Genomic DNA, 23,418 nt, shown 5'->3' on the forward strand with positions numbered 1-23,418 from the left:
ATCGATATTAATCTTTACTATACGCTGTTCACACCCTCACACTATGGCAATATCTACAAGATTGACGCAGATTTTGTTCAGTTTTCTACAAATATGAATATTAATTATGCTATTTAGTTGACTGGCTTAAGAACGATTTTTTTGCGAGCAGTCATACTTGCAGGGTTTACGTAAGTGCGATTCTTTCGTTTTAGACCCCATTGCACGCAGCGATTTGCGCAATGATCCGAACCGCCTTCAACATGAGCAAATTTTTGCCCCTGCTTTACAAACACTCCAACAGTAAGATTTGTTACTGCAGGTTCAAAAGTAGAAGTAAGCTCACCATGCCTAATTGTTACAACAGACTTTCGCGCAACTTTACCAACAAAACTAATAACACCATCTGCAGGAGCATAAAGAGGAGTTCCTTTTGAGGCTGCTAAATCCACACCGCGATGGCCAGCCATCCAAGGCTTAGGCGGCGGATTAAAAGCTTTTACAATGCGAGGAGGCTTTACCGGCCACTTCATAGTAGATTTGCACGTTTCTTCACTATAAGAACTTTTAGCAAGAGCGCACGTTTTACAGCATGCGCCTAAAGATTTAGAAGCGTAGTATTTAGCAGGGTTATTTTGCTGCATTTCATATTGCGAAAACAGCGCATCTAATAAAATAACTGAGATTATAAAAATCCCAAAGCAGGCAGCTATTCGGCAATACAATTCATAATTTTTGCGAATACACATATATCCCCCATCAATATTTTTATGAAACGGCTTTTATAAAAGTTTTGCAGCTAATTTGCCAAAATCATAAGCTTTTAAAGCATTGTGGATAAAACATATGCTTATAATCACTATTTCGACACGCCAAAACACGCCATATTTGCATCTTCAAAAATTCCGTGTAATATAAATGTCTTGTGCGCGGCAGTAAGCCTGCACAAAATATTCCTGCGTAGCTCAGTTGGCAGAGCGTTCGACTGTTAATCGAATGGTCGCTGGTTCAAGCCCAGCCGCAGGAGCCATCAAGCCACTGGAAGTCCAGTGGCTTTTTTGTTTTTAAGAACACGAGAATACGCCGCGAATTGCTAATTAGGCTTAAGGCAACACCCTCAAATATCAACAAGATATACGTCTAACAAAGTGGCTAACTTAAAAGCTTTGTCGTAAAATAGATACAAATGTGTCATCAGAAGATACGCATTGGGCAATCATTAACAAACAGAGGAAAACAATGATTCAACACACCTCCGAAAGTGCCGATAAAGGCAAAAAGAAGAAGCTAATCATACTTATTGTAGGTATTGTTGTACTTGCATTAGCTCTTAGCGCACTTGGCGCATTTTGGTATGTAAAACAAACTGAGCGCACAAAGGCTGCACGTAAACAGTGCGAAGTTAAAGTTGCCCAAGTTATGAAAGCTAAGAAAACGTGGGACGCTTTAGTTAAAAACAGAATTCTTATTAAGCTTTCGGAAGATAAGTCTGAAAATGGCAAGAAGCTTGCGAAAATAATAAAAGAGACAACTCCTGAAGTTGTAAGCTGCACAGCAAACTCTCCAGAAGAGCTTGGCAGCCAAAGCGCTGAGGCTTTGGCAGCTTCTGAATGGTATGCGGTTAAAGCAAAAGAAATTAGATCTTTAGCTGTTGAATTACTAAATAGCGCTGACACAAAAGCTGAAGACAAAGATAAGAAAGAAGAAAAGAAGGAAGAAAAGAAGGAAATACAGCGAACAACCAGCAATGTGATTAGGCGTGCGAACGTTATTCCTCAAAAGACGAAGCCAGCGCCTCAGAATAACAACAAGAAGGACCCTAAAAAGCCAGAATGCAAGGGCAAAGACTGCAAGAAGCCAGCTGACCCAAACGCAAAACCTGCTGATCCAAACGCAAAACCTGCTGATCCAAACGCAAAGCCAGCTGATCCAAACGCAAAGCCAGCTGATCCAAACGCAAAGCCAGCTGATCCAAACGCAAAGCCAGCTGATCCAAACGCAAAACCAGCTGATCCAAACGCAAAACCAGCTGACCCAAACGCAAAACCAGCTGACCCAAACGCAAAACCAGCTGACCCAAACGCAAAACCAGCTGACCCAAACGCAAAACCAGCTGATCCAAACGCAAAACCAGCTGACCCACCAGCAACCCCACATCAATAAAATAAAATAAACATAAAATAAAGCTCCCAACGGATTCGTTGGGAGCTTTATTTGTGCCTTAAATAGTTTTTAAGCTCTTGCCTGATTAGCAGCTTTAATACCAGCTAAATCAACTTCTTCAAGCGGAATAACCTTAGTATGATTCTTAATCTTGTATCCAACGTACAAAATCAAGAACAGTGGCACAGACATGTACGTAATGCCAATTGCCTGCCAGTTAAGAGTTGCAAATGAGTGCAAATCCTGGCCAACAATAACCAAAACGCACAAAAGGAACGCCACAATCGGACCAAAAGGATACCACTTTGCTCGGTACACTAAATCGTCCAAAGAATGCCCCTGAGCCACATACGCTTTTCTAAAGCGGTAATGCGCTAAAGCAATACCCGCCCAAGCAATAAAGCCTGTTAAACCACTTGCAGCAACCAAGAACATGTATATTTGCGAGCCAAAAATACTCATGAAGAACGTGAACAAAGCCACCACAAATGTTGCAATTAAAGCTGGAACTGGAATACCGCGGAGGCTTACTTTTCCGAAAAGTTTTGGAGCATTACCATCTTTTGCAAGAGCATAAAGCATTCTAGTAGAAGCGTACATTCCGGAATTTGCTGCAGAAATAACAGAAGTCAAAATAACAGCATTCATAACTGCTGCAGCAGCTGCAAGACCTGCACGCTGGAACACGAGCGTGAATGGGCTTATAGCAATATCAGTTACTTCGGATCCAAGCAAATTCTTGTCGGTGTAAGGAATAATGCACGCAATAACGAAAATCGCAAGAATGTAGAAAAGAAGAATACGCCAGAATACTTGCTTAACAGCCTTCGGAATACTCTTTTCTGGCGTTGCAGACTCTCCAGCAGTAATACCAATAAGCTCAGTTCCTTGGAAGGAGAAGCCAGCAATAGCAAACGCGCACAGCACTGCAGGAACACCACCAGCAAACGGAGCATCCTTATGCGTAAAGTTTTGCAAGAATGGAGCTTTGCCGCCAATAATTCCAACAATTGTAAGCATGCCAACAACGAGGAACACAATAACCGCAACAACTTTCACAATAGAAAGCCAGTATTCTGTTTCTCCGAAGCACTTAACTGTAAGAACGTTAATCAGCAAAATAAGCATAAGAACCGAAAGTGAGAAAATCCATATTGGCACTTTCGGGAACCAGTATTGCAAAACTATTGCTGCAGTACTAACGTCTACAGCCACCGTAATAGCCCAGTTAAACCAATAGTTCCAGCCCATTGCAAAACCTAAAGCAGGATCAACAAAGCGTCCGGAGTACGAAGCAAACGAGCCACTAATAGGCATAAACGTTGCCATTTCTCCAAGAGAAGTCATAAGGAAGTAAACCATTATGCCTATTGCGCCGTAAGCAAACAAAGCGCCGCCAGGACCAGCCATGTGAATTGTTGCACCACTGGCAACAAATAAACCGGTACCAATGCTGCCGCCTAAAGCAATCATGGAAATATGACGTGTTTTCAAAGCACGATGAACATCGTGATTCTGCTGAGAAGTTTGTTCAGCAGTAGATGGTAATGAACTATTACTCATTTTTCCTCCTTTTATGTCGTCTCAGAGGCAAAACAAGCAACAGCGTGCGTGTCGATAGCGCTCCGCAGCGAATGCCGAAATCGCTGCGACAGTACTTGGTTTATTAAACCAAGTCCCAGCTCACTACCTTTGGAAATCAGCAGTAAACTTCGGCGCTCTCCCCTTTTGTAAGTAATCAACGCTTTTCCGAGCTCATACTTACTACTCTTGTTGAGCGCAACCTCTGGTCGATGGTGTTCATTATTAGTACGACTTAGCGACAAACACACAGAATTGCGGCGTGGCGAAAAGAGAATAAAAAAAAATCTCGGCAAATTATCAACCTGCCGAGATAAATCGTGGAGCTAGGGGGATTCGAACCCCCGACCCCCTCCATGCCATGGAGATGCGCTACCAGCTGCGCCATAGCCCCGTTTTTAGTTATGCTGTTCAAGCGAACCTTTGATAGAATACAACAAATTAGCGCTCTATCCAAATGCGGCGTGTCGAATCAGCTCAAATATTACTAAAAAATATTGCTACTTAATTACCGCTTGAACTACCGGAATTTTCTGCATTTCCAGAAGTAGACGCTCCGCCTGAAGCTCCCCCTGAAGAAGATCCTGAACCACCGTTAGAAGAGCTACCTGAAGCACCACCAGGAGCAGTTGACAACGAGGAGGACTCCCCGCTTGAATTACTTCCCGAAGTTGATTCTCCAGAATGCGATCCGCCACTTGTTGAAGAATTATCACCACCAGGCTCACCATCTGTAGAATTTCCTAAATTAGAATCTGAGTCATCGCGGGAATGTAAACCTTTGTTTTCATCCTCGTTTTCTGAATCCTGATTTTCTGAATCACTATCAGACGGCTTCTTATGCTCAACGCCATTATTGCTATTTTGTTGAGGATTGACCTGATTTTTAGGCTTCTGCTGAATCTGCTGAGGCTGAATATTGTCCGTTCCCTTGCCTTGCGTAAAAAGCAAAACAATTCCTGCAGTGGCAACAACAGCAACTAAAGCACTTATTACAGCTATAGCAATAGTTGCAGCATAACTATTCTTACGTCGATCGAAATTACTTTCGTTAGCATAGTTAGGATCGCGAATAGCTTTAGATAGCGGCACAGGCTGGCTCAAATCGCCTTCCGACAATTCCATATCTTCTTCGCGCTGCTCGCGTAAAGCAGAAAGCTCTAAAAGTCGCGTATTTTCTAATTCTGGATCTTTAGCTTCAGAGCTTATAGTCCGCCCAGAATTAACTTCACCATTTTGCCTAGAATACGCCATACGAGCATCATCTCCCGCGACTTTATATCCAGCATTTCTTACTTCAACATTGTAGACAGGATGCATGTTAAGAGTTTGAACATCATCTTTATATTGCTTCGAATCATTAGCATAACCAGCAGCGTCAGAAGTACCAGCAAAATCAGAATTATTAAGATTCTTAGGATTTGCTTCAGCTAACTTGCGAGAAGAAGCGTGAATAACATTCTGATACAGCTGAGAAGCCACAGCCGACACAATCGAACCAATAGCCACACCAATAACCGAACCGGCAATACCAATTTTAGAAGCGAGCAAAAACGAGGTCACTGCTGCCAGCGAACCCGCTAAAACCTGCGTAAATGATATGCCTTTGAAGAAATTCTTCACGTGTTTACCTTAACTACCTAACAATGTATTGCGAAACATAAATGCAATATGTATAAACTTATTACAAATTACCACTCACAACGATGGTATCACTCAAGGCATGAGTTGGATAGCTATTTTAGGAATCTACTTAGTTCTTTCTTTGCTTCCATAATGTTCGCCCAAGCTTGCAATAATAATGGCTGCAAATATTAAAGCAAATCCCACAAATGCCATATTTGACACATACTCATGGTAAAGCAGCGTAGAAAATAGTAGAGTAAACAAGCTTTCAGTGCACATAATAACCGATGCGTTTGCCGTAGAAAGATTAACCAAACTATAGTTCTGCATAATTTGCGCAACAACAGTCACCACAACAGTTAAGTAGAACATGTTTGCAAAAATAGAAAGATTATCCGCGCCGTTGAAATTAGGCAAAGGCTCATAAATTAACGCTCCAGCTAAGAACAGCACTCCTGAAACAACAAATTGTCCAAAAGTTAAAGTTACAGGATTATATTTTCTTGAATAATACGCAAGGAACGTAAGATTAAAAGCGAAAACTGCAGCGCATACAAGAGTCAGAATATCGCCATAAGAAAGCGTAAGAGCGAACATTCCTGGCTTTAAAGCCACAAAACCAACGCCAGCAACACAAACTACAGCAGCAATCAAGCCTAGTATTGTAGGCTTTTTCTTAACAATTAGCCAAGCTGAAAATGGTGTAATAACGCAGTAGGCTGCAGTAAGAAAAGCACTACGACCCGGATCAATTGTTTGCAATCCTTCAGTTTGCAAAACTAAAGTCGCATAGTATGTAACACCAGTTATTAGCGAAGGAATAATCAATTTTTTTGTAAAAGTTTTACGAAGAGTGCCGAAAAAAATTACAAACATAATCGCGCACGCACCAATCATGCGCACTCCCATAAGCCATTGAACCGGAAAAACTTCGAGAGCATACTTTGAAGAAACGTAGCTGCCACCCCAAATAGCAGCGCAAACTAACAACATTAGTTGAGAAATATGAACACTGTTCCCTTTAGGCATGCCAGATTTATCAACTATTGATTTAGCTGCTTCACCATCAGCTTTCATAATGCCTCCCCTTCAACTATAAAAGTTAATCCACTAATAAAAGTTACTTCATTAAAGTATCTTCCTTAAAATTTTCTTTTATTTAATGAATTTAGTTTATAAAATACACAGATTAGCCATAAAATCGGGAAAAGTACAACTTTTCGGCGTTCCTCAGGAAAATTTCCGATACGCGCTTCATAAAACCGATATACTTAACTATTTTGCTTTATATCTTTCACATAAGTAATTTTTATAAAATTCGGTGATTTATATCACAACTGCGTAATTTTTTGCAGCACACACTCGTATACTCTTCTAAAGAAGCGTAATGTAAAAGTAATGACTTGTTTAATTGCACACCACAGACGCGCGCAATTTTACTAATAACGAAAGGAAATATTATGGCAACTCTTAATGCAGATATGAAAGAATTTATTGCTAATAATTTGGCTTGGATTGCAACAGTAAGCAAAGATGGCGAACTTGATTTAGGACCAAAAATGTCTATGTTCGTTCTTGACGATAACCACCTTGCCTACCACGAGCGCACTGCCGGCCAGCATTTTAAGAACTTGCAAGACGGCAGCCAGCTAGTAGTTGCTTTTGCTAATTTGGCAGAAAAGAAGGGTTATCGCTTCCGTGGAACCGTAACTCTTCACACGGATGACGCAATCTACGATGAGCAGGTTCGCGTGGCCGAAGAAAAAGGCACAAAGAAGCCAGCTGCAGTTCCAGTTATGGAAATTACTGAGATTCAGGATTTGACTTCTGGAGCCACTGCCGGCAAAACAATTGCAAAAGATTAATTCGTAGCTTGAGCAAAACGCCGAATTAGTACGTTTCAAGCAAGCGGAATACAATATCGAGTGGCGTTCGTCCTCAAAGGCGAAGATGAACACCACTCAATTCTTTATTTAATTATTTAGTTGTTTCTAATTTACTTATTTTCTTTACGCAATGCTTGCAACCTAACGTTCATTTCTTCCGCTTTCTTCTTCTCGAAGTAATAAATTATTGCAGCAATCGCAATCGGGAAAATAACAGTGAACGCAATCCATCCGCAAATCACAGCTGGCTCATCTTTAAATGAAATCCAACCAACAATCACAGACACAATAAATTGAATAGCAATTGGTGGAACTAGCGCAAAAACAAATTTTGCAAGATTTGACATGCGTTCATTCGACCAAAAAATAGCGAACACTCCATAGCCTATGCCTATAACAAGCGTTGCTACAGCATAAGATGCGATTCTGTTTCCAACCGCGCTATGCGCTAACAGGCTAGATACAAAACTGATTGCAGTAAAAATAGTGCACCCTATGCCAATGCCTTTAACAATGTTTTTTACCATTGTTTTGCCTAAAGTTGTAACTTGCTTTTCCATAATAATCGTTTCCTTTTTAAGTATTAAAAAATTAGTATTAAAAAAATTAGTATTAAAAAATACGCTTAAAACTACATTCCCAAGCGCTTTTTGAACGCGCTCAAGCATCTGCGACTAATCCACTCAACGCTTCCGTCGTCCATTTTTACGCTCATACTTCCGCCGAATCCTGGATCTACTCGAACAATGCGATTCAAGTTCACGATTGCGGATTTAGATATGCGCACAAACGACGCGAATTGCGGATTGTCAAAATCCATTAGGCGCTTGTAAGACACGCACTCACCTTTATCGCTGTGAATGATTACGCGCGAATTTTCTACGCAAATCATAATCACATCTGGCTCGTGCATAACAATAATCGAATCGTTAATATAACCGTATATGAATGAATTATTGTTGCTATTTGTCGCATTCGCAGTATTATTTTCGGCAATCTCAGTATTATTTTCAGCATTGTTTGATTTTGCATCTTTAGAATCAATGCTTTGCAAGCTGGATATAATGCGTTTAAGATTACCGTCAATATTGTGAACCGACAACTGAGCGTGCTGCTCTTCTTCTGGCGGCACAATAGCAATTGTTACTTTCATCAAGCCTCCCTTCCGTAGTTCTACCGTTAGCGTTTGCTAACCTTTTGTTTTGTAATTTTGACTATACGGCACTGTAAATAGTCTGTCTTTACAAAATCGCTAAACGGTAGTTTTAGGAATATAAGCGGTAAAAAGGAGAGATTATGCCAATTAAGCTGCACCCCAAATGCGAATAAGACGCTGGCTTGTAGGATCAGCTGCAGGGCCTTGATCGTAAGCATCCAAACGCCAATGAATCGAACCATCCGCATTAAGACTTGGGATTAAACGCGCCCAACGACCGTTTCCCATGCCGCCAATCGTCTTATAAGAAGGATCCACCTTGTCTAATCCAAGAAGCTTATGAACAGTTTGAGAAAGGCAAGATCCGTGAGAAAACACTAGCAAATCGCGGTCGGAACCGGTTTTGCGCGTCCACTGTTCAACAGTTGCAGCCGCACGCTCGCCAACTTCTTGCTTAGTTTCTGCACCGTGTCGAAGCTCTCCGCCTTCGCCTTTTACCCAAGCGTTAAAATCTTCCGGCCATTTTTCGCTAATCTGCTTGCGGTTCAAACCTTCCCACTCGCCAAAGAAGCGCTCGCGCACGCCATTTTCAACATGCACATGAAGCCCAAGCTTATCCGCAAAAGCATGAGCTGTTTGCTGCGCGCGAATAAGCGGAGAAACAATCGCCACAAAACTCGCGTCCGCTTCTTCCGGCGTAATGCGCACATGCTCCTGGCTATTCGGATCCTTTGGATCTTCCAAATCAGAAGCGCCAAAAAGCACGCGCAAAGCCTTACCAGAGCGAGTCACCTGATCCATTCCAGACTCGTCCAAAGCAATATCAATCATGCCTTGAAGTCGAAATTGAGCATTATAAGGCGTCTGGCCATGGCGAATAAGCATAACAGAGCGCGCAATACCTTCATGAGCACTATTAACGGAATTATTTACGTTACTCGCAACGTTTTCAACAAAATCAACCATAATCTACCGCCTTCTAAAGCCTTTTATAAATAATTTAGCGCTCCCAGCTAGGCTTCCAGCCTTCAATTACGTGCTGAGTATTTTCCGAATACACCATAGAATCAGCCGGAACATCGTGACGCACAACAGAGCCAGCACCCGTAGTTACACCATCAGACACATTTACTGGAGCAACAAAAAGATTACCTGCACCAACGTGAACACCAGAACCAATACTCGTATGATTCTTATGCACGCCATCATAGTTTGCAGTAATCGTGCCACCACCAATATTCGTATGCTCACCCAAGTTAGCATCGCCAATATAGCTTAAATGAGGAACCTTAGTGCCGTTACCAATATGCGCCTTCTTCATTTCCACGAAAGCGCCTGCCTTACTTTCTTCACCAAGCACATTTCCTGCGCGCAAATACGTCCACGGACCAATGTTAGCAGCCCTGCAAATATGCGATTCTTGCACACGCGAACGCTCAACTACAGCATCCTCGTCAACTTGCGCATCAATAAGAGTTGTGTAAGGACCAACAACAGCGCCGCTTAAAACATTAGTATGACCTTGAAGGAAGCAGCCAGGAAGAACCGTCACATCTTGAGCAAGAGTAACATCATCTTCAATCCAAGTAGTATCCGGATCAAGAATAGTTACGCCTTCAAGCATCCAATGCTCACACACGCGCTTATTATAAGCTTTTGCGAGCGCAGACAACTGCACGCGAGTATTAACACCCTCTACGCTAAGTGGGTCAGGAGCAGACATAGCTCCCACATGACCAAACTTTCTAGCATGTTCCAAAGCATCCGTTAAATAAAACTCGCCTTGAGCATTTTGAGAATTTAAGTTTGCAATTGCGTCACATAATACAGTCGCATCAAACACGTATACGGAAGTGTTTACTTCTTTAATTTCAAGCTCTCCAGCATTAGCATCCTTATGCTCTACGATTCGCAAAACATCGCCGTTTGCTTCGCGAACAATACGGCCGTAGCCAGTAGCATCGTCTAATACTGCTGTAAGAACAGTTGCAACATTGCCATGATTATTGTGAAAATCTACTAAAGATTGAAGAGTTTTAGTGTCCAAAAGAGGCATATCGCTTGCTGCAATTAACACAGCACCTTTTAACGTTTCGCCAGTTTCTTTTTTAGCGATTTCGTTAAGATCTTTAATAGCGCACTGAACTGCGCGGCCAGTTCCAGGAGTTTCGTCCTGATTTACAATATGCACATTTTCGTTATAGCTAACAGCGGCAGCGGTTACGCGTTCAGCCTGAGCATGCACAACTACAGCCATCTTATTTGGATTTACGCCAGCAATTGCGCTCATAACACGATTTAGGAATGTTTTTCCAGCAAAGTTATGAAGTACTTTCGGAGTTGCTGAACGCATACGCGTACCTTCACCCGCCGCTAAAATAATTGCCGCGGCCACATCATGCTTTTCCACGCATGCTCCTTATTTTGTATTAAATAATATTCTTACTTATTTAATTCTATTACGTCTTAACGCCTATCCAAAACAAAAACGCTACTTGCAAAACAAGTAGCGCCTGTATAAGCTCCCTCACCTGGATTCGAACCAAGACAAAGGGTTCCAAAGACCCGTGTGCTGCCATTACACCATGAGGGAACGGCGGAAAAACCGCCAAGTCACTATTATGCCACACGAATTGACTTCGTCAAATTTGGCGTGGCGAAAAGTAAAATCAGCGTTTACGCAAATAAGAAGCCTTGACCGTGATGCTCCGGGTAAGTGTCGAAAAGCTTCGCAACCGAACCATCTTCAAATACTGCTTTAATTGCGCTTGCAAGAAGAGGAGCAATAGAAAGAACAGTCAAACCATCCCAACGCTTTTCTTCCGGAATAGGCACAGTATCCGTCAACACAACTTCGCGAGCGCCACAAGCCTTCAAACGTTCAACCGCAGGGCCAGAAAGCACGCCGTGAGTTGCAACAACTGTAACAGACTTAGCTCCAGCTTCCTTCAACACGTTGCAAGCTCCAGCAATAGTGCCAGCAGTATCAATCAAGTCGTCAACCATAACGCAATCGCGACCAGCAACGTCACCAACAACGCGGTTTGCAACAGCCTTATTCGGGCATGTAATATCGCGAGTCTTATGCACAAAAGCCAAAGGACCGCCGCCTAAACGCTGCGCCCACTGTTCAGCCACGCGAATACGGCCAGCATCCGGAGACACAACAGTTACGTTTGCAAGATCTTCACGGAAACGATCACGCACATAATCAACCAAAACAGGCATAGCAATCAAGTGGTCAACCGGACCGTCGAAGAATCCCTGAGACTGAGCCGCGTGCAAATCGACGCTCATAATGCGGTCAGCGCCAGCAGTTTTAAGCAAATCAAACATCAAGCGGCAAGAAATAGGCTCACGACCGCGATGCTTCTTATCCTGACGAGAATAGCCAAGAAGTGGGCAAACTGCAGTAATCGAACGAGCAGAAGCGCGCTTCAAAGCGTCAATCATAATCAACTGTTCCATAATGGACTTGTTGACAGGGTCGCTGTGACTCTGCAATACGAACACATCCGTACCGCGCACCGACTGCGTGTAACGAACATACATTTCGCCATTAGCAAAATCGTATGCCGTTGTTTCCAATACATCAATGCCAAGCTGGTCTGCTACATCACGAGCAAGTTTCGGATGGGCGCGACCAGTAACGAGAACAAGGTTTTTATCTGGCTTTCCTTCAAGGACGATGCTCACCATATCTCCAAACGTTAGTTCGCTTTAGTTCGCGAAATGAACATATTCAATACTAACTTTTTGCGCAGACTTGCGGCGACAAGCCGAAAAAGTAAATAGTCACGACCTATACAAGCCGTGCTTAACAATGTACTGCACAACTCCATCTGGAACTAAATACCATACTGGTTCACCATGCTCAGCGCGACGGCGAACATCCGTAGAAGAAATCGACAATGCTGGAATCTCCAAAATATCAACCGGCAAATGTTCAGAATCACAGTGAACAATATCGTCATAATTTGCAACATTTCCAGCACTGTTCACATTCAGCTGCCTAGTAATAAAAGGCAAATTAGACTCCAACTTTTCCGGCCTAGAATACCCCGGGCGGGTAACAGCCACAAATCGCGCCAAATTCCACATTTCGCGCGCATTCTTCCACTGCATAATTTCCGCCACAGCGTCCGCTCCAGTAATGAAGAAAAGCTCCGCATCCGGATGCTGCGCGTGAATATCTTGCAAAGTATCAATAGTGTAAGTAACTCCTGGACGGTCAATATCAACCCTAGAAACAGTAAACTTAGGATTAGAAGCCGTTGCAATAACCGTCATTAAATAACGGTCCTCAGCATTCGTAACTTTTTTATCAAGCTTAAAAACAGGCCTACCAGTTGGCACGAAAATAACCTCGTCCAAATCATAAACCCACGCAACTTCAGAAGCCGCAACCAAGTGGCCGTTATGAATAGGATCAAAAGTTCCACCCATAATGCCAATACGCTGACGCTCATGAACGTTACCGCGTGCAGAAGTGCGCTTTCGCATAGAAGTTGCTACCGCAGGAGGAGCCGCTTCTTTTCCGGTAAACGAACCTTGAAACAGGTCAGACATTCGCCGCTGAGCATCTGTGTTATTTTCAGGACTCATTCGCTTCAGATTCCTTATCTTCAGCCTCAGTTTCACTAACTACACCAGAAGCATCATTCGCACTATCTGGGTTAATATTCCCCATCTCCTCATCCCACTCGTCCTTAACAACACGCTGAATTTCAGCAAAAGTTGGAAGAGGGAAATCAGGCTGATACGTGCCGCGAATTTTTGCCACAGATTCAGTGATTTTAACAAGCATCGATGTCATTGAATCAACATCATTATTGCGCTCTAAAGAACTAAATTCACGAATATTCTTTTCCATTCGACCCATTTGCTCAAGAACGCTAGAAAACGCATCATCTTCAGGAAGCGTTACGTCATTTGCATCAGCATCCGGCCATCCCATAAGCACAGCATCCGCATATTCAAGCGAGGAACGCTGTTGCGCGGAGGCAATACCATCCTCAATTTGCACCAAAAACACATAGCGCACAATCGACAAACGCTCAGCCGCAATATTAAGCGCTTCAGCCGGAGTTATATTCACATCATTCTTAGGCATATCATTAGGCATACTCTTACCTTACCGCCACGTAACTATCAAAACCAGTACTACTCGCGTATCTGACCGCTGCCGTAGCCAATCCACTTGGTTGTTGTCATCTCACGCAATCCCATAGGACCTCTTGCATGCAATTTTTGCGTCGATATTCCAAGCTCAGCTCCAAAACCAAACTCTCCACCATCTGTAAAGCGCGTTGAAGCATTCACCATCACCACTGCAGAATCAACATTCGCAATAAAACTTTGAATCGTTTCGTAATCTTCAGAAATAATTGTTTCCGTATGCCCTGTAGAATACTTCGCTATATGATTTGCAGCATCAAAAGCATCGTCCACAATTTTTACGCCCATATTTAGCGACAAATACTCGCGTTTCCAATCCTCGCAAGTTGCATGCTCAAGCTGTAAACCTGCAATATTAGCAGATTGCAAAATTTCGTAAGATTTATCGTCAGCATGCAAAATAACATTATGCTCAGCTAAAGCAGCGCCAACTTGCGGTAAAAATTCCTGCGCAATATTGCGATTTACCAATAATTTTTCTGCCGCATTACACACGCCTACGCGCTGAGTTTTTGCGTTAATAACAATCGGTATAGCTTTTTTAATATCAGCGCTTTTATCTACATAAATATGCACGTTTCCAGCACCAGTTTCAATAACCGGCACTGTAGACTCTTTAACAACAGTAGCAATAAGATTCGCACTACCGCGCGGAACTAGAACATCAATATGACCGTGCGCGTGCATCATGGCCGTGGCCCCCGACCTACCTAAATCGTCAACAGACTGAATTAAATCTGCACTAAAACCGGCTTTTTTAAGCACACTTCCAATAATCTCAATGCTTTTTTGATTCGTATTTTGAGCCGCACTTCCGCCTCGCAAAATTGCAGCATTACCAGACTTTAAGCACAAAGCTGCAACGTCAATAGTGACGTTTGGGCGAGCCTCATAAATCATTCCCATAACGCCAATTGGCACGCGAACTTGCGAAAGTTTAATACCATTAGGAAGAGTGTATCCGCGAACAACTTCTCCTACAGGATCTTGCAATTGCGCAATTTTTCTTACGCTTTGAGCAGAATTTTTCACACGCTTTTCGTCAAATTTAAGCCTGTCGAGCTTTCCAGCATCCATTCCTTTAGCTTCGGCTTCTTTAAGATCTTTTTCATTAGCGGCGGCAATATCTAAAGCTGCTAAATCCAAAGCGTCCGCCATTTTTTCAAGAAGCTCATTTTTTGTTCTAGTATCCGTTTTGGAAAAATCTCGCCAGGCAAGCCTTGCTAAATCCGCACGCCCATTAACTAAATCGTCAACGCTCAACGTTCCCCCTTGTAGATTATTGGCTTTATTTTCCTGTTTAGAATCAAGAGTTGTCATAAATATGAGATTAGCACACGCCCGTTCGCCCAGCGCTTCGGGTAGCATATTTTTATAAGACGATGCATAATTTGCACAAATATTCCATATGATTATTCGGTTACGGAGACATTATGGCAGAAGATACAGCTATTTTTCATAGCACGCGCGCAACTACTCCAACTTGCACTGCTAAACAGGCAATTCGTCAAGGTATTGCCGAAGACGGCGGATTATTTGTAGCCGACACTCTTGGCAGCACACGTTACGATATTTCTAAATTGCAAGGAAAATCCTACCAGGAAATAGCTAAAGATATTTTGCAAATCTTGCTTCCTGATTATTCTCAAGAAGAGATTTCTGATTGCGTAAAGCTTGCATACGCAGACCAATGGTCTAATTGCGACATTACTCCAATTCGTCAGCTTGGAAATACTCGCGATTTTGTTATGGAACTTTTCCACGGTCCTACTTGCGCTTTTAAGGACGTGGCTTTACAAATGCTTCCACAGCTTATGAGCCGCAGCCAAAACAAAACCGAAAAATCTGAATCAAACAATAATCAGAATGTTATGATTTTGACTGCAACTTCTGGAGATACTGGAAAAGCAGCTTTGGCTGGTTTTGCCGATGTTCCAGGCACTTCTATGGTTACTTTTTACCCAGAAGGAAAAGTTAGCCGTGTTCAAGAATTACAAATGACAACTCAAGCTGGTAAAAACGTGCAAGTTTGCGCAGTCCGAGGCAATTTTGACGATGCTCAAACTGGCGTAAAACAGATTTTCACGAATAGTGAGCTTAATAAAAATATTGAAGAATCTTCGAACACTGAATTATCTTCTGCTAATTCAATAAATGTTGGACGACTCGTGCCGCAAGTTGTTTATTATTTTGCGGCTTATAAGCAGCTTGTTGAGCGTAAAGCAATAGCTCTTGGCGACGAAGTTGAGTTTTGCGTACCAACCGGCAATTTTGGCGATATTCTTGCTGGATATTACGCAAAAATGCTTGGTCTTCCTGTAAAACATCTTATTGTTGCAAGCAATAGCAATAATGTTTTATTCGATTTTTTGGTAAGCGGAACTTATAACCGTCAGCGCCCATTCCATCACACTGTTGCTCCTTCTATGGATATTTTGGTTTCTTCTAATTTGGAACGCATGCTTTACTACATGTGCAATAAAGACACGCGTTTAATACAAATGCTTATGAATGATTTAGCCCAGTGGGGCGCTTTTGAGATTCCAGAAAACGTGCTTGCAAAAATACGAGCTATTTTTGGCTGCGGCTGGGCAAATGAGGATCAGATTCGCGAAGCTATTTCTGACTGCTGGAACAAGTACAAGTATGTTATTGACCCGCATACTGCTTGCGGATACTTTGTTATGCAGCATATTCCGCATGATGAAAGCGTGCCGCGAGTGCTTTTAAGCACTGCAAGCCCTTATAAGTTCCCGCGCGTAGTGTCTGAAGCTTTAGGACTTAAGAATGTGAAAGATATGGATGATTTCCAATGCATGGATGCTCTTAGTGAAGCAACAGGAACGAAAGCTCCAAGCATGCTTAGAGAACTTGAAAATAAGACGCCACGTTTTACTGATGTTATTGATATTTCACAAATGCCTAGCTATGTTCAAACGCAGGCGAATAATTTCGCTAAATGAACGTGATTTAGGTAAGGGAAAAGTAAAACAGTAAATAGTAAAATAGTAAAAACAATAAAAAGAGGCTGGATTATTAGAAACCAGCCTCTTTTATTATTCATTATCACTTATAAACAAAGCGGCATATACTTCGTTAATAACGCTTAAATCATGCCCTTTTCTAGCAGCAGCTGCAAAAAATCTGCGTCTTCTAACTAAAGGCTCAAGATTTTTAGTACGTTGAGCAGTTTTTCTGCCAAGCTCCCAAGCTGCTTCAGTAAATACTCCAGAGTTTTGAGCTAACTCCACGCATTTCGAAATAGCGTCAGGATCAACATTCTTACGATGCAATTCCATGCGTGTAGCTCTAGCACCAAGAAGCCGTGCTACGCAAGAGCGAATTACCATTTGAGCGTATTGATTGTCGTCAAGAAGATGCAGTTCAATTAAACGGTTAATAACCGAGTCAACAACAACTTCACAGTAGCCTTTTTCTTTAAGACGCTGACGCATATCTATTACAGAGCGAGGAGCATAGTCTAAAAGTCTTAAAGCTGCTTCCCTACAATCATCTTCATCACCTTCACAAGTCTTGCTACTCGCGCAAAGCTCGTCACTTGCGAAATTCTTATCGTTTAAATCACACTTGTTAGCGCCTTTTACATACGGCATGTTGTTTGTATTAGTTTTTGCGCTTAAACGTGATGATTTACGCGATGTGCGCTTACGAGTATTAAGAGTGATGTCATTACTTTCATCACCTTCTCTAGTAAGCGTTACTGGATGATTGCGAAGAAAACTCGCTACACTAATCACCATATCAATTCGCTTTATACGCTAATCTTCTATTACTTTTCTGCTGAAGATTTTGCAGTAGAACTTTTAGCATCAGAAGATTCATCTGCACGATCCAATTCTGGATCCTCAGCAAATTGATCATCTGGATGCATTAAACCTAATGCTGCCTTAATCTTTTCGCTAATTTCTTCAGTAATAGCTGGATTATCTTTTAGGAATTTACGAACGTTTTCGCGACCCTGACCGAGTTGCTCACCTTCGTAAGTAAACCACGAACCGGATTTCTTAATAACATCAGCCTGCAAGCCCATGTCAATAACAGAACCTTCTGTGGAAATACCTTCACCGTACAAAACATCAAACTCAGCAGTTTTAAATGGCGGAGCCATCTTATTTTTAACAATCTTAACTTTAGTGCGATTGCCAATAGCTTCTTCGCCCTCTTTAATAGTGGAAACTCTACGAATATCCATACGCACAGACGCGTAGAATTTCAAAGCCTTACCACCAGTAGTTGTTTCAGGATTACCGAAGAATACGCCAATTTTTTCACGAAGCTGATTAATAAAAATAGCGGTAGTTCCAGCTTGAGAAAGAGCGCCAGTCATTTTACGAAGAGCCTGGCTCATTAAGCGAGCTTGCAAACCAACGTGACTATCTCCCATATCTCCATCAATTTCAGCCTTAGGAACTAAAGCTGCCACAGAATCAACAACAATAACATCTAAAGCTCCAGAACGAATAAGCATATCCGCAATTTCCAACGCCTGCTCACCGTTGTCTGGCTGAGAAACAATAAGTGCATCAGTGTCTACACCGAGTTTTCTAGCGTACACAGGATCCAAAGCGTGCTCTGCATCAATAAACGCTGCTACTCCACCGTTTTTTTGAGCATTAGCAACAATATGCAGTGCAAGAGTTGTTTTACCAGATGATTCTGGACCGTAAACTTCAACAATACGTCCACGAGGAACACCACCAATACCCAAAGCAGTATCCAAAGCAATTGAACCTGTAGGAATCACTTCTACATCTTGCATAGGCCTATCGCCCAAGCGCATTGCAGAACCTTTTCCGTATTGTCTTTCAACATTAGCTAATGCAGTTTCCAGCGCGGCTTGACGACGAGGATCTGCCTTATCTGCATCAATAAGACGATCAACAGTGCTTTTACCTTTTGCTGTTTGCGCCATGTTTGCTACTCCTTTCGCATGCCGTTATGTATCGAACGACATTAGTTCGACACGCAATGCTGCTGCAAGCGCTTTTGAGCAATGTGGATAAAAGCTAAAGCTAAATATTCAGCATGACGCTTGAGCGCGCTGCAATCATCTCAACAATCTCAAGTATACTACAAATACGAACATTTGTTCGATACTGCGTGTCTTGCTTGTAAATCAGCCAAAAGTTCAAATATTACTCGAATACAGACAGTAAATAATCTAAAATTTTAAGCAAATTATGTACCGTAGATTTACGCACTTGCTCACGACTACCTTCTAAATTAAGTTCAAAAACAAGAACAACATCTTTTTTAGAAATGTAATCCCACATATTGCTAACACAATCCAGGTCAAGAAGCTCACTAGATTTTTGCAAAATCAAATCGCGCAAATTAAAAGATTCAGGAAGCAAAACGCCAACATAAACCAATCCAGCAGGTTTACTTCCGTCCGGTCCAGGCCCTGCAACTCCGGTTGTTGAAAGACCAATTATTGGAAAGCTAGAATCTGACGAAGACTCTGCCGAAGACTCATCTTCATACTCCCAACCAGCACCACGGTATATGCGAGACGCCCCTACTGCCATCTGCATAGCAACATCCTTAAAAACCGCACCTTCTGTCTGTAAAAGATGAGCGTCGACACCTAAAATTTTAGCTTTAGCGTGAATATCGTAAGTAACAGCAGAGCCACAAAATACGCGAGAAGCTCCAGGAACGCAAACAAAAGCGTCTGCAAGTAAACCGCCTGTTAAAGATTCGGCAGCAGCAATATGAAAACCTAGCTGAACGCTATTAGATAATATGCGCGCAGCTAGGTTTTTGAGAGACACAGGAGAAGAATTATTCATTGCAACGGAGGCAATGGAGCTTCATTAACTTGCTTATCTGCTTGAGAATCATCAACAGAATCCTTCTCAAAGAAAGCACTGTACACGTACAGCACTGCAGAGTAGAAAGCAAAGCCCAAAGAAATACCGAGCAAAGCAAAAGCTACAGAATAGTAAAGCGTAAGCCACCATGGAGGCGTAACTTGAGTATTAAAAATAACAGCCATAGGAGCAATAATCATTGCAAGACCAATAACCTGAGTTAAAGTCTTGTACTTTCCTGCAGAAGAAGCGGCAATAACCCTACCATTTCGGCCAATAACGCAGAAACGAACAATTGTTATGCTGATTTCACGGATTAAGAACAGGATTGTAATCCACCAAATAACTTCTTCAAAAATAGAAGCAATCACAAGAGCTGCCAAAATTAACACTTTGTCTGCAATTGGATCAAGCAACTTACCTAATTTAGTAACTTGATTATATTTACGAGCTAACCAACCATCAAGCTTATCTGTAACCGCCGCAATAAGGAACACAGCAAACGCCGCCCAACGCATTGGTACGGAGTTATGACCCCACTCGCCTGCAAGCAAATATAAAACAATAAAAACAATTGCCAACGCAATACGCACATAAGTTACGATATTTGGAGCACAATTCCAGCCTTCAAAAAACGAAGACTTAGCATTCTTCTTCATACGCATACCTTTATCTTATCGCAAACTAAAAACTTCTAGCGCGCCACCCAACATAGTTGTGCAACACAATAACACTATTTTACAACGAGTCAGACTCGCCACGAATAAATGCCAAAACTTTTGGTAAATCTTCCGGCTGAACCAAAACTTCGCGAGCTTTAGAACCCTCAGAAGGTCCAACAACGCCGCGAGATTCCAGCAAATCCATAAGTCGACCTGCCTTTGCAAAACCAACGCGCAACTTACGCTGAAGCATTGAAGTAGAGCCGAACTGCGAGCTAACAACAAGCTCAGCAGCCTGAAGCAACTCGTCCATATCATCACCAATATCGCTAGTTTTAAGCTTGCTTTGAGCTTGAGCATCAGCTTTTTGAGCCATCTGCTCAATATCTTCACGATACTTTGGCTTACGCTGAGTGCGCACGTATTCCACAGCTTTACGAATCTCCGACTCACTCACCCACGAGCCCTGCACACGCTGAGGTTTTGCAGCACCCATTGGAAGGAACAAAGCGTCACCTTGACCAATCAAGGTTTCTGCACCAACAGTATCGAGAATAACTCTGGAATCTGTTGCAGATGAAGTAGCAAAAGCCAAGCGGGAAGGAATATTCGCCTTAATCAAGCCGGTTACAACGTCAACAGACGGACGCTGAGTAGCAAGAACCAAATGCACGCCTGCAGCTCGAGCAAGCTGAGTAATACGCTGAATAGAACTTTCCACATCGTTCTTAGCAACCATCATCAAATCAGCCATCTCGTCCACAACCACAAGCAAATATGGGTATGGGGCAACTTTTCGCTCAGAGCCAGCCGGAGCATGAACTTTGCCTTCACGAACAGCCTTGTTGAAATCTTTAACATGACGGAAACCAAAGAATTGCAAATCATCGTAGCGAGCATCCATCTCTTTAACAACCCACTCAAGAGCTTGAGCCGCCTTCTTAGGATCCGTAATAATCGGCGTAAGCAAATGCGGAATACCAGCGTACGCAGAAAGCTCCACGCGCTTAGGATCAACCATAATCATTCGAACCTGCTCAGGAGTTGCACGCATAATAATCGAAGTAAGCATTGAGTTAATAAAACTAGACTTACCAGAACCAGTAGCGCCAGCAACAAGCAAATGCGGCATTTTATCGAGAGCAGCCGTTACGAAATGACCCTCAACATCTTTTCCGACGCCTGTAAGCATAGGATTAGGATCGTTAAGAGCTTTTTGCGAGCGCAGAACATCTCCCAAATGCACAATCTCGCGGTCTACGTTTGGAATTTCAATACCAATAGCAGATTTTCCTGGAATTGGAGACAAAATACGCACATCCGTACTAGCTACAGCGTATGCAATATTTTTTTGCAAATTCGTAACTTTTTCAACCTTAACACCAGGTCCAAGCTCAACCTCGTACTGCGTAACAGATGGGCCTCTAAGAAAACCGATTACCCGAGCATCGACGTCAAACTGTTCAAAAGTGGAAGTTAGCGCACGAATAACGTTATCGTTTGCTTGAGTTCTAGCAGCATGAGGTTTTCCATGAGCAAGAATGTTCAAATCAGGAAGCATGTACGGTTGCAAAGCAGAATCTTCAGAAGAGTTTAGATTATTTTTAGCGCTTTCGTCAGCTAAATTATCCTCGTTTTCTTGATCTTTTCTATATTGATCCATTTGCTCCGCTGGAATACTAGACCATGGATCTTTAGCAGAATCAACAGAACCGCTCATAGGAGCTTTAGGCAAGGTTTCTGCAGAAGTTAGTATTGGCGAAGAAGAAGCACTTCTAGGATTATTGCTTGATTCATCATTATTTGATTGCGAAGAATCTGAAGAATCTTTAGTATTTACAGGAATATAATTCTCACTGTAGCCTTCAACATTGCTTACTGTTCTAACGCGTTGAGGTTTAACACGCTCAAGATTTTCACTTGTTTCTGCATTAACGGCTGCAGCATGTGAAAATGCGTCATCTCCAGCATATTCGTCAAGCAAAGTATTGTCTTTTTCTTTATTTTTGCGATTAAATAGCGATTTCCACAATTTCAGCAAGTAAGCTGCGCCTAAATTAGCGCTTTCTTTTTTAGAAGATTTTCCGTCGTGCGTTGGCACACCTTCGGCAAATTCCAAAGGCTCATCTTCATACGAATCCTTAGCTTTACCTGATTTAATTGATTCATTCGCATCGTCTGATTCGTCTGATTCATCTGACTCGTCTAAAGAATCCCCATCCTGCGCATTTTTCTTGTTTTTCTTTGAGAAGATTGACGCAACACAGTTTGCAATATCACTTACATGAAGACGAGCAATCATTAAAACTGCAAAAATAGAGATGATTACGAAAATTATGAGAGCAAATACGCGAGAAAAACCCCAAGACAGTGGAGAACCTAAAGCAAAACCTAGCAATCCTCCCGCTTTTCTAACTGATTCAAAATCGAACGCGTGACTTTTAGACGCAAGCGAAATATCGAGAATAGAGCATATTGAGCACAGAAGAATAATAAAACCAAAAACAACTCGATGATTCCCGGATTTTGCTCCACTATTTCGCATTAAGCGAAAAGCAATAATACTTAGCCACACAGGGAGCACGACGCTCATAACGCCAAGAGCACCCGAAGCTAAAATATGCAAGCCAACGCCAATAAAACCGCTTACATGAAACCATTCAGAAGCGCAGAATAATACGGCAAGAATTAGCATAACAAAGCATAAGCCGTCTCTGCGGTAAGCTTCATCGTATTCACCTACCCCAAAAAGTGAGCGAACTGCTTTGCCTAAAAGTCTTGGCACAAACAGAAGCATTGTCTGCCACCATGGTTCCTTAGGCGCTGCCTTACCAGCCATACAATACTCCTTCTGCACCATGTGCTATTAGTACGAAAGTCGTCATCAACAACAACATATATGTGTAACCATACCAGTTTACTCCATAGGCTGAGGTTATTGAAATGAAGCTGTTGCCGCTCACCCCACTTATTCGTTGCTAACGCAGTCTACGTACTGCACCAGTAACATATGAATGTTACTTTCTCAGTTCGTTGACTGAGTTAGTAACGGTGTTTCGCCAATTACCGTTATTTTCTCAGTCGGATGACTGAGTTAGTAACGGTGTTTAGGCAATTACCGTTATTTTCTCAGTTCGTTGACTGAGTTTTTAACAGTGTTTGGGAGTAATCGTGGTTATAGGCAAAAAGTGCGTCTAAAACAAAAAACGGCAGGTACATACCAGCCGTTTAAGTGGGGTGGCTAACGCGGCTTGAACGCGCGACCTTCTGAACCACAATCAGATGCTCTACCGACTGAGCTATAGCCACCATGCGCATGAAACGAATAAACGAATAAACGAATCGAATCACAC

The 23,418-nt window shown here is 42.4% G+C and carries 20 protein-coding genes, 4 tRNA genes and 1 riboswitch; of the genes, 4 read left to right on the plus strand and 20 right to left on the minus strand.

Features of this window, described 5'->3' with window-relative positions:
• Window positions 1-113: 113 nt before the first annotated feature.
• Complete coding sequence (locus HXT33_RS04275; protein ID WP_421786678.1) at window positions 114-728, minus strand: M23 family metallopeptidase; 615 nt, start codon at window positions 726-728, stop codon at window positions 114-116.
• Between the two features lie 205 nt (window positions 729-933).
• Between HXT33_RS04275 and HXT33_RS04280 the strand changes: the two genes are divergently transcribed.
• Together HXT33_RS04280 and HXT33_RS04285 are read left to right on the plus strand one after the other, a co-directional pair.
• Window positions 934-1,009, plus strand: a tRNA-Asn gene (locus HXT33_RS04280).
• 209 nt (window positions 1,010-1,218) lie between these two features.
• A complete protein-coding gene (locus tag HXT33_RS04285) occupies window positions 1,219-2,142 on the plus strand; it encodes an ATPase (protein ID WP_421786680.1) in 924 nt (307 codons plus the stop codon).
• A 69-nt stretch (window positions 2,143-2,211) separates the two neighbouring features.
• Here HXT33_RS04285 and HXT33_RS04290 read toward each other — a convergent pair whose 3' ends face one another.
• The 4 genes from HXT33_RS04290 to HXT33_RS04305 form a co-directional block, all read right to left on the minus strand.
• On the minus strand, window positions 2,212-3,705 hold the full coding sequence (locus HXT33_RS04290) for an amino acid permease (RefSeq protein WP_421786682.1): 1,494 nt from the start codon (window positions 3,703-3,705) through the stop codon (window positions 2,212-2,214).
• 47 nt (window positions 3,706-3,752) lie between these two features.
• Window positions 3,753-3,940: riboswitch (Lysine riboswitch) on the minus strand.
• Between the two features lie 104 nt (window positions 3,941-4,044).
• Window positions 4,045-4,117 (minus strand) — tRNA-Ala (locus HXT33_RS04295).
• Between the two features lie 110 nt (window positions 4,118-4,227).
• The gene (locus HXT33_RS04300) at window positions 4,228-5,346 is read right to left on the minus strand and encodes a hypothetical protein (RefSeq protein WP_421786684.1); all 1,119 of its coding nucleotides are present in this window, start codon (window positions 5,344-5,346) and stop codon (window positions 4,228-4,230) included.
• Between the two features lie 126 nt (window positions 5,347-5,472).
• Complete coding sequence (locus HXT33_RS04305; protein ID WP_421787600.1) at window positions 5,473-6,378, minus strand: DMT family transporter; 906 nt, start codon at window positions 6,376-6,378, stop codon at window positions 5,473-5,475.
• 431 nt (window positions 6,379-6,809) lie between these two features.
• Between HXT33_RS04305 and HXT33_RS04310 the strand changes: the two genes are divergently transcribed.
• The gene (locus tag HXT33_RS04310; protein WP_116794133.1) at window positions 6,810-7,214 is read left to right on the plus strand and encodes a pyridoxamine 5'-phosphate oxidase family protein; all 405 of its coding nucleotides are present in this window, start codon (window positions 6,810-6,812) and stop codon (window positions 7,212-7,214) included.
• 131 nt (window positions 7,215-7,345) lie between these two features.
• Here the strand turns inward: HXT33_RS04310 and HXT33_RS04315 are convergent, their stop codons facing one another.
• From HXT33_RS04315 to HXT33_RS04355, 9 genes are all read right to left on the minus strand, one after another.
• Entirely contained in the window at window positions 7,346-7,795 is a 450-nt protein-coding gene (locus HXT33_RS04315; protein WP_421786686.1) for a DUF3021 family protein, read from the minus strand.
• A gap of 71 nt (window positions 7,796-7,866) precedes the next feature.
• Window positions 7,867-8,388, minus strand: coding sequence for a LytTR family DNA-binding domain-containing protein (locus tag HXT33_RS04320; RefSeq protein WP_421786688.1), 522 nt, complete (start codon window positions 8,386-8,388; stop codon window positions 7,867-7,869).
• Between the two features lie 150 nt (window positions 8,389-8,538).
• On the minus strand, window positions 8,539-9,357 hold the full coding sequence (locus tag HXT33_RS04325; RefSeq protein WP_116794136.1) for a histidine phosphatase family protein: 819 nt from the start codon (window positions 9,355-9,357) through the stop codon (window positions 8,539-8,541).
• Between the two features lie 34 nt (window positions 9,358-9,391).
• A complete protein-coding gene (glmU, locus tag HXT33_RS04330) occupies window positions 9,392-10,801 on the minus strand; it encodes a bifunctional UDP-N-acetylglucosamine diphosphorylase/glucosamine-1-phosphate N-acetyltransferase GlmU (RefSeq protein WP_421786690.1) in 1,410 nt (469 codons plus the stop codon).
• Window positions 10,802-10,913: 112 nt separating this feature from the next.
• A tRNA-Gln gene (locus HXT33_RS04335) sits at window positions 10,914-10,984 on the minus strand.
• Between the two features lie 83 nt (window positions 10,985-11,067).
• A complete protein-coding gene (locus HXT33_RS04340) occupies window positions 11,068-12,090 on the minus strand; it encodes a ribose-phosphate diphosphokinase (protein ID WP_032841780.1) in 1,023 nt (340 codons plus the stop codon).
• A gap of 96 nt (window positions 12,091-12,186) precedes the next feature.
• Window positions 12,187-12,996 (minus strand): nicotinate-nucleotide adenylyltransferase, encoded by an 810-nt coding sequence (nadD, locus tag HXT33_RS04345; RefSeq protein WP_004137491.1) that lies wholly within the window; start codon window positions 12,994-12,996, stop codon window positions 12,187-12,189.
• Entirely contained in the window at window positions 12,986-13,516 is a 531-nt protein-coding gene (locus HXT33_RS04350) for a phosphoribosylglycinamide synthetase (RefSeq protein WP_119521656.1), read from the minus strand. The genes nadD and HXT33_RS04350 overlap by 11 nt, the downstream gene beginning before the upstream one ends.
• Before the next feature lie 38 nt (window positions 13,517-13,554).
• Window positions 13,555-14,889: a glutamate-5-semialdehyde dehydrogenase gene (locus tag HXT33_RS04355; RefSeq protein ID WP_421786693.1), complete on the minus strand. Its 1,335-nt coding sequence runs from the start codon at window positions 14,887-14,889 to the stop codon at window positions 13,555-13,557.
• A gap of 113 nt (window positions 14,890-15,002) precedes the next feature.
• Between HXT33_RS04355 and thrC the strand changes: the two genes are divergently transcribed.
• Complete coding sequence (thrC, locus tag HXT33_RS04360; RefSeq protein WP_004137501.1) at window positions 15,003-16,532, plus strand: threonine synthase; 1,530 nt, start codon at window positions 15,003-15,005, stop codon at window positions 16,530-16,532.
• 93 nt (window positions 16,533-16,625) lie between these two features.
• Here thrC and HXT33_RS04365 read toward each other — a convergent pair whose 3' ends face one another.
• The 6 genes from HXT33_RS04365 to HXT33_RS04390 form a co-directional block, all read right to left on the minus strand.
• Window positions 16,626-17,330: a regulatory protein RecX gene (locus HXT33_RS04365; RefSeq protein ID WP_004137502.1), complete on the minus strand. Its 705-nt coding sequence runs from the start codon at window positions 17,328-17,330 to the stop codon at window positions 16,626-16,628.
• A gap of 29 nt (window positions 17,331-17,359) precedes the next feature.
• Entirely contained in the window at window positions 17,360-18,502 is a 1,143-nt protein-coding gene (recA, locus tag HXT33_RS04370) for a recombinase RecA (protein WP_004137504.1), read from the minus strand.
• A gap of 223 nt (window positions 18,503-18,725) precedes the next feature.
• Complete coding sequence (locus tag HXT33_RS04375; protein ID WP_004137505.1) at window positions 18,726-19,382, minus strand: CinA family protein; 657 nt, start codon at window positions 19,380-19,382, stop codon at window positions 18,726-18,728.
• Window positions 19,379-20,062 carry a CDP-diacylglycerol--glycerol-3-phosphate 3-phosphatidyltransferase gene (pgsA, locus tag HXT33_RS04380; protein WP_004137507.1) on the minus strand — a complete coding sequence of 228 codons (684 nt, stop codon included), beginning with the start codon at window positions 20,060-20,062 and terminating at the stop codon, window positions 19,379-19,381. The genes HXT33_RS04375 and pgsA overlap by 4 nt, the downstream gene beginning before the upstream one ends.
• Window positions 20,063-20,141: 79 nt before the next feature.
• Window positions 20,142-22,904 carry a DNA translocase FtsK 4TM domain-containing protein gene (locus tag HXT33_RS04385; protein WP_421786696.1) on the minus strand — a complete coding sequence of 921 codons (2,763 nt, stop codon included), beginning with the start codon at window positions 22,902-22,904 and terminating at the stop codon, window positions 20,142-20,144.
• A 394-nt stretch (window positions 22,905-23,298) separates the two neighbouring features.
• Window positions 23,299-23,374, minus strand: a tRNA-His gene (locus tag HXT33_RS04390).
• Between the last annotated feature and the right edge of the window lie 44 nt (window positions 23,375-23,418).

Source organism: Gardnerella sp. DNF00753, from assembly GCF_049244275.1.
In the GTDB taxonomy this organism is placed as follows: domain Bacteria; phylum Actinomycetota; class Actinomycetes; order Actinomycetales; family Bifidobacteriaceae; genus Bifidobacterium; species Bifidobacterium greenwoodii.